Below are 9,393 nucleotides of genomic sequence, written 5' to 3' on the forward strand. Positions count from 1 at the left end.
TGTTGTTTTCCTCCCCTCCCTAAAGGGTGAGGCCTGTGAAAAGGCCATTCGCCCTTGTCTTCGGCTTCGCGGCACTGGTTATTCCCATCATAGAACCCAAAATCAGCAACCCCACTATCAAACCCAGAAGTTTCCTCCACATTGTGGAGCCTCCCCTATGCGAATTCTTCGTTATAAAGTTACGCACTAGTTTTTATAAAATTTTCTACGACTTGTATTATAACTTAGTATTCCTATCAGCAAGGTAGAAAGAAATGCGCTCAATTCCAAGACAAGAGTCTCAAGCTTACGTTTTGAACCTTGAAGAACGATAAGAAGAAGGGAAAGGAAATCAGATGACTTCGCCGAAGGCGAACTTCCTCTTGACAGAGTTAATGACAATCTCAACCTCGTCGCCGACCTGAGTGTTCGGGACGAAGATAACGAAGCCCTTTATCTTGGCGATACCATCGCCACCCTTTCCAAGGCTCTCGATCCTAACTCTATACCTTTCTCCAACCTTAACAGGGGCTTCGTAGCCACCGCCAAATCCATCTCCATACATATCCAACACCAACTCTTTCAACTTTCAGGGCCCTTCAGGGAAAACTCCGAGAAGAGTCCCAATGATGGGTCGGCCTGAGGGTATATAAAGCTTTAGGTGAACTTTATGACATCAATGACATTAAAAATTCATTCAAGAACTTTAATGAACATTAAACTTCTATTCAAGGCTTCTTTGGCCAAATACAGGCCTATAAAACCTTTGGTTTATAACAACCTGTTTCCTACCTTTGTTTTCAATTCTAAGCTTCAAAAAACCCTTTTAAGAGAATTTTTTCTATGTTAAACGGAAATCCAGGAAAATGAAGCCGATATAGGGTTGTAAACCAAAAGTGGGGGGACGCACAATGGGTTTCATTGCTGTATTCATTTGGTCATTTGTGCTCTGGTTAGTACTCACTGCTGGCAGTAAAGGATTACTCTGGAGTCCCGAAGAACTCGTTGCGGGGCTGATATTCTCGGGAGTAATTGCGTTAACAACCAAGGACATCATAGGCGAGAAGGCATCCCGCTTCCTCAACCCGGCAAAGTGGGTCGGCTTTGTGGTTTACTCCATCGGCCCGCTCTTCTGGGGCATGGTCAGGGCAAACCTCGACGTTGCCTACCGCGTCATAACCGGCAGGATAAAGCCCGGAATTGTTCGCGTTCCGGTTGAGCTTGAAAACGACGCCCAGTACACGATCCTCAGCAACTCGATAACCCTCACCCCCGGAACGCTCACGATAGATGCCTGTCCGGAGGAGAAGGCCCTCTACGTCCACTGGATAAACGTGACCGAGAAGGAGCCAGCTAATTCCGAGGTCATAGCGGGTTCATTCGAAAAATGGGCGAGGAGGCTGGGAAGATGATAGCACCGGAGTTCTTCTATGCGGCCGTCATAGTCATGATTGGAGCGTTCCTGGCTCTGCTCAGGGTGTTCTTCGGACCGAGCGTACCGGATAGGGTCGTTGGAGTGGACACCCTCAACACGCTGATCGTTGCCGGAATGGTTCTCCTCGGAGCTGCCTACGACAGGACGATATACATCGATATCGCCATCGTTTACGCCCTTCTGAGCTACGTGGGAACCCTGGCCATAGCCAAATACCTCCAGGGGGGATTGGAATGAGCGCAGTCACCTACGTCATCTACGCATTCCTCACGGTAAACATAGTCTTCAACCTGCTGGGCAGCTTCTCGCTCCACAGGTTCCCGGACGTCTACACCAGACTCCACGGAGCGACTAAGTGCACCACCTTTGGCACTATCTTCGCGGTTCTGGCGGTGGTGGTTCACGCCGCCTACCAGCTCCACCTCACCGGCGACCCCAAGTACCTTCAGATGGCGCTTCACAGCCTTGTGGCACTGGTGGCGCTCCTCCTCACAAACCCGACAGGAGCGCACGCGATAGCCAAGGCGGCCCATCTGAGCGGCTACAAGCCGGCCAAAGCCGTCATTGACGCGTACGAGGACAAGCTCAGGGGTGGTGCCGAATGAACGCCCTTTCGATGGATATGGTCATACAGTTCGGGATACTCCTCGGCGTGCTGGTAGCGGCCTACATCACGATAACGATGAGAGACCTGCTCAGCGCGGCCATCGCTTCGGCAGCCATGAGCCTGCTCCTCAGCCTGGAGTTTTACATGCTCCACGCGCCGGATGTTGCGATAGCCGAGGCCGCGGTCGGAGCCGGCGTCGTTACGGCCATAGTCGTGTATGGAATAGCCAAAACCGAGAGATGGGAGCGTGAGGGACCATGAAGAGGACTTTCGGAGCTCTCGCACTGCTGTTCCTCCTCGGAGTGCTGCTCGTCGTTGCGAGCCCTTCAACAGGAATAAAGTTCGGCCTCGGCGGTGAGGACTGGAAGGCCTACCGCTACACCGACCAGTACTACATAGACCACGGTGTTGAGGAGGTCGGCGGAACCAACATAGTCACCGACATAGTGTTCGACTACCGTGGCTACGATACCCTTGGAGAGGCTACCGTTCTCTTCACTGCAATAGCCGGAGCGGTGGCTCTACTAAGGCCCTGGAGGAGGGATGAAGAATGAACCGCCGTTCGGCGCAGAGTGACATGGGACTGATCGTTAAGACCACAGCGAGGGCCACCATCCCGCTCATAGGAATCTTCGGCGCCTACATAGTTTCCCACGGTCACCTCACGCCGGGAGGCGGCTTCCAGGGTGGGGCAACAATAGCGGGAGCCGGGATACTGTTCCTCATAGCCTTCGGGCTGGGCGAGATGAAGAGGCGCTACAACCACCACCTCTACTCCGCACTTGAGGGCCTAGGAGGCCTGGTATTCCTCGGAGCGGCGATGCTCGGACTGGGGGTTGCGTTCTTCTACAACACGCTGTGGCACAGCGGGCCGGTCTTCAACGGCGAGCCGGGAACGCTGCTCTCTGCCGGATACCTGCCGGTAATGAACCTCGCCGTGGGACTGAAGGTCTTTGCGGGACTGCTCAGCGCGATGGTTGCCATAGCGGCATTCAGGAGGTGGAACGAATGATACCCTTCCAGTTCATCACGGCATTCCTGCTGATAGCCATGGGAATCTACGCCCTCCTCTACAAGAGGAACCTCATCAAGCTCATACTGGCCCTCAACATTATTGATGCAGGCATCCACCTGCTCCTCATAAGCTTCGGATACCGCATAGAGGCTGGCCAGATACCGACGGCGCCAATCTACACGGGCTACGAGACCGTAAAGAGCGCCATGGTCGCCCCGATTCCGCAGGCGCTTACGCTCACCAGCATAGTCATCGGAGTCTGCGTTCTCTCGCTGGCGATGGCCCTCACGGTGAACGCCTACAGACACTACGGAAGCCTCGACGTTAACAAGCTCAGGAGGTTGAGAGGATGAACGGGCTGATCCCATACCTCATCATAGTCCCGCTCCTTGGAGCGTTCGCACTGCCCATAGTGGGCCTCGCGGGAAGGAAGGCCAGGGGGGCCTGGGCGATATTCATAACCGGCATCACCCTCGGCGTCGCGGCCGGACTGTTCAAAGAAGTCTGGGAGAGCGGCGAGATACTCGTCTACACCCTTGGAGCGAAGAGCCCCCTTGGAAACGGCGTTCCGTTCCCGATAAGGATAGTCTGGGAGGTCGACCTGCTGGGCGCGCTCTTCGCCCTGATGGTGGCATTCATAGCCTTCGTGGCCGTGCTCTACTCCAGCGAATACATGAAGCACGACACGGGGCTTGAGAAGTACTACACGCTCATACTCGTCCTCGAGGTCGGCATGCTCGGCATAGCGGTAACCGGCGACCTGTTCAACTTCTACGTCTTCCTGGAGATAATGAGCATAGCGAGCTACGCGCTGGTGGCGTTTAGAAACGACACCTGGGAGGGCATCGAGGCGGGCATAAAGTACATGTTCGTCGGCTCGCTGGCCAGCTCGTTCATCCTCCTCGGCATAGTGCTCCTCTACGGCCAGTACGGAACGCTGACGATGGCATATCTGGCCAAGATGATAGCCGAGAACCCGACCTTTACAGCAAAGGTGGCCCTCGGCCTCCTCGCGGGCGGACTGCTCTTCAAGAGCGGCGCCGTTCCGGTGCACATGTGGCTCGCAGACGCACACCCGGCCGCCCCGAGCTCGATAAGCGCCATGCTCTCGGGTCTCGTCATCAAGATAGGGGGAACCTACGCCCTGGCGAGGCTCGCCTTCAGCGTCTTCAGCGCCGGAATCAGCACCAGAACGCTCGGCTGGATAATCATATTCTTCGCCTGCGTGACCCTCATAGTCGGAAACGCGATGGCGGTGATACAGACCGACATGAAGAGGCTCTTCGCCTTCTCCAGCGTCGGCCAGATCGGCTACATCCTCCTGGGAATCGGAATTGGCCTCGCCGCGTACGGAAGCGACGTCGGTCAGGTTGCCCTTGCCGGAGCGATATACCACACCGTGAACCACGCGATAATGAAGGCCCTCCTGTTCCTCGTCGCGGGAGCGGTCATACACGGGCTCGGAACCAAGGACCTCAACGAGCTGAGCGGAATAGCCAGGAAGATGCCGGTCACGAGCTTCGCCTTCCTGGTCGGTGCGGCCGCGATAATCGGCCTCCCGCCGCTCAATGGATTCGCGAGCAAGTGGCTCATCTACGAGAGCTCGGCGCTCTTCAACCCGTTCCTCGCGGCAGTAGCCGTCATAGGCACGGCCTTCTGTACCGCCGCCTACATCAGGGTGCTCTTCACGTTCTTCGGAAGGCCGAGCGAGAGGGTCATGAACGCCAGCGAGCCAGGAAAGGCCATGCTCGTGCCGATGCTCATACTGGTGGCGGCAATAATCGTCATGGGACTCTTCCCATGGGCCATAAGCGACAAGGTCATGCTTCCGGCGGCAAAGACTCTGGAGAACATAGGGGCTTACGTTTCGGCGGTGCTGGGGGGTGCGTGAAATGTTTGGCTACTGGGATGCACTCTACTTCGTTTACGTCTTCGCCATAGGCCTGCTCATCTCGTACGCCCTCTACAAGTGGGCCGAGAGGTCAAGCACGGGGACGAGGAGAACCGGCGATGGAACGAAGATATTCCTCAGTGGTGAGGACCAGGACGAGGTTATTCCGCAGTTCGAGCACTTCCAGGGCTACGTCACCGGTAGGCACGTCATGTGGGGCCTCATAAGGGGAATCCACAGGATGTTCCTGGTCTTCCGCAGGGAGCACACCGGGCTGCTGAGCGACTACATCAGCTACCTGCTCGTCACGACCGCGATAATCGTGGGGGCACTGATAGTTTGGGGTTGAGGAGGTGAGATGAATGGCGATTAAGGTTACAAGGGCAGAGAGCAATGTCAGCTCAAACTCCCCGGAGCGCGAGAGGCTTGAGAGGGAGATATCAAAGCTCTGCAGGTACATAGGGCGCTCACCCTGGGTGTTCCACGTGAACAGCGGTAGCTGCAATGGCTGCGACATCGAGATAATAGCCGCACTGACGCCGAGGTACGATGCCGAGCGCTTCGGTGTGAAGCTCGTCGGAACGCCGCGGCACGCCGACATACTGCTCGTAACCGGGCCGGTGACCGACCAGAGCCTTGAGAGGGTCAAGCTGGTCTACGAGCAGACGCCGGACCCAAAAGTTGTCATAGCCGTTGGAGCCTGTCCCACCGGCGGAAGCGTGTTCTTCGAGAGCCCCTTCACCAACGCTCCGCTGGACAGGCACATACCGGTGGACGTCTTCGTGCCCGGCTGCCCGCCTAGACCGGAAGCGATACTCTACGGAGTCGTGCTCGGTCTGCAGAAGCTGATTGAGAAGATTGAGGGGGGTAAGAGATGAACGTTGACGAGTTCGTTAAAGCCTTTGGCGAGAGGTTCCCCGAGGCCGAGATAAGGGTGAGCGAGAACAGGATGCCCCACCCGAAGAGGCGCGTCTGGATCGAGATAGACGGGGAGAAGTTCCACGACGCCATGAAATTCATCAAGGAGCTCGACCCGAAGGCCCAGTTCTCCATCATAATCGGAATGGACGCCGGCGACAGACTGCTCGCCAAGTACCACCTGGAGATGTTCTGGGAGGAAGGGGAGAGCCTGTCGCTCGTCATAGGCACGAGCGTCCCCAAGGACGACCCCAAACTGCCGACGGTCACAGACATCTTCCCGAGCGCACTGCCATACGAGAGGGAGAACCAGGAGTTCCTCGGGCTGTTCTTCGAGGGAATCCCAGACCCAAGGAGGCTCTTCCTGCCCGACGACTTCCCGGAGGGAATCTACCCGCTGAGGCTCGACGAGACTGGCATCAAGCCGGAGATGGTGAAGAACGCAGGACACCCATACAAGATAGGGGGTGCAAAGAAATGAGGCCAGTTCAACAGGTTCACACTCACCCTGCGCCCGGAGGGCGCATTTCACGGGTGAACAAACGCCAGGAGAAAATTGAGGGGACACCCATTCGAAATAATGCGAGTATGGCAGTGAGAGGGTTTCCGCCAGCGCTTGCGCAAGCAAGGGCTGTGATGGTGAAGAACGCAGGACACTCCTATAGAATGGGGGGTGAAAAGAAATGAACGGAAAGCTTGAGTACTGGGTCAAGGTACCCATCGGACCTATTCACCCAGCACTGGAGGAGCCCGAGAAGTTCATCATCACGCTCGACGGAGAGAGGATAATCAACGTCGACGTCAAGCTCGGCTACAACCTCAGGGGCCTGGAATGGATAGCCATGAGAAGGAACTACATCCAGATCCTCTACCTCGCCGAGAGAATATGCGGAATCTGCTCCTTCTCCCACAACCACACCTATTCGAGAGCCGTTGAGGAGATGGCGGGCATAGAGGTACCCGAGAGGGCCGAGTACATCCGTGTGATAATCGGCGAGCTCGAGAGGATCCACTCTCACCTGCTCAACCTCGGTGTGGTTGGCCACGCGATAGGCTACGATACGATTCTGCATCTCAGCTGGCTCGCCCGCGAGCGCGTCATGGACATCCTCGAGGCCATAGGCGGTAACAGGGTCAACTACTCCATCAACACCATCGGCGGCGTGAGGAGGGACCTGGAGGAGAAGCACGTCAGAGCTATACTCGACATGATAGAGTACTACCGCAACGAGGTCATGCCCAAGATAGAGGAGATATTCCTCTACGATCCGACGGTCGAGGCCAGGCTGAGAGACGCCGGCGTTATCCCCAAGAGAATAGCCATCGAGTACAGTGCCCAGGGACCGACCGCCAGAGGAAGCGGCGTGAAGAAGGACGTCCGCTACAACGAGAGGCTGAGCGTCTACCCTGACCTCGGCGTGAAGCCGATAACCCCAAAGGAGTTCACCGGAGTCATCAAGGGAGACGTTTTCGACAGGATGGTCGTCCGCGTTGGGGAGCTCTGGCAGAGCATGGAGCTCATAGAGAGGGCCATAGACCAGATGCCGGGGGGCAAGATAAAGGCAGTTCCAAAGGACAACGCCCTCCTGTTCCAGCTCAAGAAAGCCGAGGGGGAGGGAATAGGCAGGTACGAGGCGCCGCGCGGAGAACTCATCCACTACGTCATGGGCCAGAAGGGCAGGGACGTTCCGGCGAAGTGGAAGATGCGTGAACCGACCTTCCCGAACCTGTTCGCGATAGCCAGGGCACTGGTAGGCGAGCAGGTGGCGGACGTTCCCGTCGCGATAGCCTCGATAGACCCGTGCCTGAGCTGTACGGATAGGGTCGCGGTTATCGATGCGAACACTGGGAGGAAGAAGATCCTCACCGAGAGGGACCTCCTTAAGCTCTCCATCGAGAAGACGAGGGAGCTGAACCCGAACGTTAGGGCAAAGCCTGAAGTTGTTGGGGTAGGCTGCCCAAGGGGTGGTGTCCTATGAACGTCCTCTACGCAACGCTCGGATTCCTGGGGATTTACGCTTACGTATCCTTCGCCTCACTGCTCTGGGGAGGCATAGACAGGAAGCTGGTTGCGAGGATGCAGCGCAGGATGGGCCCCCCGCTGCTCCAGCCCTTCTACGACTTCCTGAAGTTGGTGAGTAAGGAGTCAATAATCCCGAGGGACGCCAACAGGTTCTTCGAGCTGGCCCCGGTGCTGGCCCTCGCCACCTCCATCGCCCTGCTCGCCTACACTCCCCTCGGCTTTGAACCAATCTTCGGAACCAAGGGTGACGTGATACTCTTCATCTACCTGCTGACCCTAATCGGCTTCCTCAGGGTCGTCGGTGCCGTTAGCTCGGGCTCTCCCTACGCCCAGATAGGTGCCCAGAGGGAGATGGTAATCCTCGTCTCCAGGGAGGGACCGATGATGCTGGCCCTCTTCACCATACTCTGGCGCCTCAATGAGCTCGGCGTTACAAAGCCGTTCAGCATGGGCACCTTCTACGAGCACAACGTCTGGGAGCTCGGGACGCCCCTGAGCCTCATCGGAACGCTCATACTACTCGTGGTCTTCTTCGCCTGGCTTGCCAGCGAGATTGAGGTCGGCTACTTCGACATCCCCGAGGCCGAGACCGAGCTCGCCGAGGGAACGATGGCCGAGTACAGCGGAAGGCACCTGGCCCTCTTCGAGCTGGCCAACGCGATAAAGGCCTTCGTGAGCGCGAGCCTCGTCGTGGCGATATTCTTCCCCTGGGGCATATCCGGCTACATCGGGCTCACGGGGCTTCCGGCGGTTGTCATGGACCTACTCTTCCACACCCTCAAGGTCTTTGGAGTCCTCTTCGTGAGCATGAGCCTTTTCAGGGCGGTAACTGGAAGGCTCAGGATAAACCAGGCAGTGGGGCTGTTCTGGACCAGGATGCTCCCGGCGGCAATAGTGGGAGCACTGCTGCTGGCAATAGACACCCTGGGGGTGGTGGCATGAAGGTTCCACCGACGCTCTCAGCCGTGCTGAGCAACCTCTTCAAGAAGCCGGCAACCAATCCGTTTCCGGCCAGCGATCCGGTTCCGACTCCAGAGGGCTTCAGGGGCAAACTCATCTACTACCCAGACAAGTGCGTCGGCTGCAGGCTCTGCGTCATGGTCTGCCCGGCGGGGGTTATAGAATACGTCCCCGAGGTCAGGAAGGTCACCTTCTGGCTCGGAAGGTGCGTCTTCTGCCAGCAGTGCGTGGACGTCTGCCCGGTAAAGGCCCTGGAGATGAGCGATGAGTTCCTCCTGGCGACGGACGACAAGTACAACGACAACCTCCGCTGGTTCAAGGAGGAGGAGATAGAGGAGCTCAAAAAGAAGCTGGAGGAGCAGAAGAAAGCCAAGGAAACGGCAAAGAACGAAGGTTCCAAGTAGTTACATTTTTCTTCTTGCGTTTTCCTCCGGCCTTTTTGATGCCCTTTTATGAACATTAGTATCCAAGAACATACTACGAGGAGCCGTTTTTTGTACTTATGTAAAGCGTTGTGCCGTTTCTGTTTGTCAAATTTCAGGTTGTTAACCATTTGTTTTAGAAA

Annotated in this window: 16 protein-coding genes; 14 read left to right on the forward strand and 2 right to left on the reverse strand. The window is 56.7% G+C overall.

Annotated elements, in window-relative coordinates:
• Nucleotides 1-19: 19 nt before the first annotated feature.
• Together E3E25_RS11665 and E3E25_RS08105 are read right to left on the reverse strand one after the other, a co-directional pair.
• On the reverse strand, nt 20-142 hold the full coding sequence (locus E3E25_RS11665; protein ID WP_255496499.1) for a hypothetical protein: 123 nt from the start codon (nt 140-142) through the stop codon (nt 20-22).
• A 189-nt stretch (nt 143-331) separates the two neighbouring features.
• Nucleotides 332-544 carry a TRAM domain-containing protein gene (locus tag E3E25_RS08105; protein ID WP_014013099.1) on the reverse strand — a complete coding sequence of 71 codons (213 nt, stop codon included), beginning with the start codon at nt 542-544 and terminating at the stop codon, nt 332-334.
• A gap of 346 nt (nt 545-890) precedes the next feature.
• Between E3E25_RS08105 and E3E25_RS08110 the strand changes: the two genes are divergently transcribed.
• From E3E25_RS08110 to E3E25_RS08175, 14 genes are all read left to right on the forward strand, one after another.
• Nucleotides 891-1,391, forward strand: a complete 501-nt coding sequence (locus E3E25_RS08110) for a monovalent cation/H+ antiporter subunit E (protein ID WP_167892821.1) — start codon at nt 891-893, stop codon at nt 1,389-1,391.
• Nucleotides 1,388-1,651 carry a cation:proton antiporter gene (locus tag E3E25_RS08115; RefSeq protein ID WP_048056655.1) on the forward strand — a complete coding sequence of 88 codons (264 nt, stop codon included), beginning with the start codon at nt 1,388-1,390 and terminating at the stop codon, nt 1,649-1,651. The genes E3E25_RS08110 and E3E25_RS08115 overlap by 4 nt, the downstream gene beginning before the upstream one ends.
• Nucleotides 1,648-2,019 (forward strand): monovalent cation/H(+) antiporter subunit G, encoded by a 372-nt coding sequence (gene mnhG, locus E3E25_RS08120; RefSeq protein WP_167892822.1) that lies wholly within the window; start codon nt 1,648-1,650, stop codon nt 2,017-2,019. The genes E3E25_RS08115 and mnhG overlap by 4 nt, the downstream gene beginning before the upstream one ends.
• Complete coding sequence (locus tag E3E25_RS08125; protein WP_058938999.1) at nt 2,016-2,282, forward strand: DUF4040 domain-containing protein; 267 nt, start codon at nt 2,016-2,018, stop codon at nt 2,280-2,282. Before mnhG ends, E3E25_RS08125 begins: the two co-directional genes overlap by 4 nt.
• Nucleotides 2,279-2,575 (forward strand): hydrogen gas-evolving membrane-bound hydrogenase subunit E, encoded by a 297-nt coding sequence (gene mbhE / locus E3E25_RS08130; protein ID WP_167892823.1) that lies wholly within the window; start codon nt 2,279-2,281, stop codon nt 2,573-2,575. The genes E3E25_RS08125 and mbhE overlap by 4 nt, the downstream gene beginning before the upstream one ends.
• Nucleotides 2,572-3,033: a Na(+)/H(+) antiporter subunit B gene (locus E3E25_RS08135; RefSeq protein ID WP_240910798.1), complete on the forward strand. Its 462-nt coding sequence runs from the start codon at nt 2,572-2,574 to the stop codon at nt 3,031-3,033. Before mbhE ends, E3E25_RS08135 begins: the two co-directional genes overlap by 4 nt.
• Nucleotides 3,030-3,389, forward strand: a complete 360-nt coding sequence (locus E3E25_RS08140; RefSeq protein ID WP_167892824.1) for an NADH-quinone oxidoreductase subunit K — start codon at nt 3,030-3,032, stop codon at nt 3,387-3,389. The genes E3E25_RS08135 and E3E25_RS08140 overlap by 4 nt, the downstream gene beginning before the upstream one ends.
• On the forward strand, nt 3,386-4,927 hold the full coding sequence (locus E3E25_RS08145) for a proton-conducting transporter membrane subunit (protein WP_167892825.1): 1,542 nt from the start codon (nt 3,386-3,388) through the stop codon (nt 4,925-4,927). Before E3E25_RS08140 ends, E3E25_RS08145 begins: the two co-directional genes overlap by 4 nt.
• Nucleotide 4,928: 1 nt before the next feature.
• Complete coding sequence (locus E3E25_RS08150) at nt 4,929-5,276, forward strand: hydrogenase (RefSeq protein WP_167892826.1); 348 nt, start codon at nt 4,929-4,931, stop codon at nt 5,274-5,276.
• Between the two features lie 13 nt (nt 5,277-5,289).
• Nucleotides 5,290-5,805 (forward strand): NADH-quinone oxidoreductase subunit B family protein, encoded by a 516-nt coding sequence (locus tag E3E25_RS08155; RefSeq protein WP_167892827.1) that lies wholly within the window; start codon nt 5,290-5,292, stop codon nt 5,803-5,805.
• A complete protein-coding gene (locus tag E3E25_RS08160; RefSeq protein ID WP_167892828.1) occupies nt 5,802-6,326 on the forward strand; it encodes an NADH-quinone oxidoreductase subunit C in 525 nt (174 codons plus the stop codon). The genes E3E25_RS08155 and E3E25_RS08160 overlap by 4 nt, the downstream gene beginning before the upstream one ends.
• A 202-nt stretch (nt 6,327-6,528) precedes the next feature.
• Complete coding sequence (locus E3E25_RS08165) at nt 6,529-7,824, forward strand: nickel-dependent hydrogenase large subunit (protein ID WP_167892829.1); 1,296 nt, start codon at nt 6,529-6,531, stop codon at nt 7,822-7,824.
• The gene (locus E3E25_RS08170) at nt 7,821-8,810 is read left to right on the forward strand and encodes a respiratory chain complex I subunit 1 family protein (RefSeq protein WP_167892830.1); all 990 of its coding nucleotides are present in this window, start codon (nt 7,821-7,823) and stop codon (nt 8,808-8,810) included. The genes E3E25_RS08165 and E3E25_RS08170 overlap by 4 nt, the downstream gene beginning before the upstream one ends.
• Complete coding sequence (locus E3E25_RS08175) at nt 8,807-9,232, forward strand: 4Fe-4S binding protein (RefSeq protein WP_167892831.1); 426 nt, start codon at nt 8,807-8,809, stop codon at nt 9,230-9,232. Before E3E25_RS08170 ends, E3E25_RS08175 begins: the two co-directional genes overlap by 4 nt.
• Nucleotides 9,233-9,393: the final 161 nt, after the last annotated feature.

Source organism: Thermococcus sp. MAR1 (assembly GCF_012027305.1).
Lineage (GTDB): Archaea > Methanobacteriota_B > Thermococci > Thermococcales > Thermococcaceae > Thermococcus.

Bases quoted from the DNA above. Each gene is read 5' to 3' on its own strand.
- E3E25_RS11665 (WP_255496499.1), bottom strand. From the start codon at position 142: ATGTGGAGGAAACTTCTGGGTTTGATAGTGGGGTTGCTGATTTTGGGT.
- E3E25_RS08105 (WP_014013099.1), bottom strand. From the start codon at position 544: ATGTATGGAGATGGATTTGGCGGTGGCTACGAAGCCCCTGTTAAGGTT.
- E3E25_RS08110 (WP_167892821.1), top strand. From the start codon at position 891: ATGGGTTTCATTGCTGTATTCATTTGGTCATTTGTGCTCTGGTTAGTA.
- E3E25_RS08115 (WP_048056655.1), top strand. From the start codon at position 1,388: ATGATAGCACCGGAGTTCTTCTATGCGGCCGTCATAGTCATGATTGGA.
- mnhG (WP_167892822.1), top strand. From the start codon at position 1,648: ATGAGCGCAGTCACCTACGTCATCTACGCATTCCTCACGGTAAACATA.
- E3E25_RS08125 (WP_058938999.1), top strand. From the start codon at position 2,016: ATGAACGCCCTTTCGATGGATATGGTCATACAGTTCGGGATACTCCTC.
- mbhE (WP_167892823.1), top strand. From the start codon at position 2,279: ATGAAGAGGACTTTCGGAGCTCTCGCACTGCTGTTCCTCCTCGGAGTG.
- E3E25_RS08135 (WP_240910798.1), top strand. From the start codon at position 2,572: ATGAACCGCCGTTCGGCGCAGAGTGACATGGGACTGATCGTTAAGACC.
- E3E25_RS08140 (WP_167892824.1), top strand. From the start codon at position 3,030: ATGATACCCTTCCAGTTCATCACGGCATTCCTGCTGATAGCCATGGGA.
- E3E25_RS08145 (WP_167892825.1), top strand. From the start codon at position 3,386: ATGAACGGGCTGATCCCATACCTCATCATAGTCCCGCTCCTTGGAGCG.
- E3E25_RS08150 (WP_167892826.1), top strand. From the start codon at position 4,929: ATGTTTGGCTACTGGGATGCACTCTACTTCGTTTACGTCTTCGCCATA.
- E3E25_RS08155 (WP_167892827.1), top strand. From the start codon at position 5,290: ATGGCGATTAAGGTTACAAGGGCAGAGAGCAATGTCAGCTCAAACTCC.
- E3E25_RS08160 (WP_167892828.1), top strand. From the start codon at position 5,802: ATGAACGTTGACGAGTTCGTTAAAGCCTTTGGCGAGAGGTTCCCCGAG.
- E3E25_RS08165 (WP_167892829.1), top strand. From the start codon at position 6,529: ATGAACGGAAAGCTTGAGTACTGGGTCAAGGTACCCATCGGACCTATT.
- E3E25_RS08170 (WP_167892830.1), top strand. From the start codon at position 7,821: ATGAACGTCCTCTACGCAACGCTCGGATTCCTGGGGATTTACGCTTAC.
- E3E25_RS08175 (WP_167892831.1), top strand. From the start codon at position 8,807: ATGAAGGTTCCACCGACGCTCTCAGCCGTGCTGAGCAACCTCTTCAAG.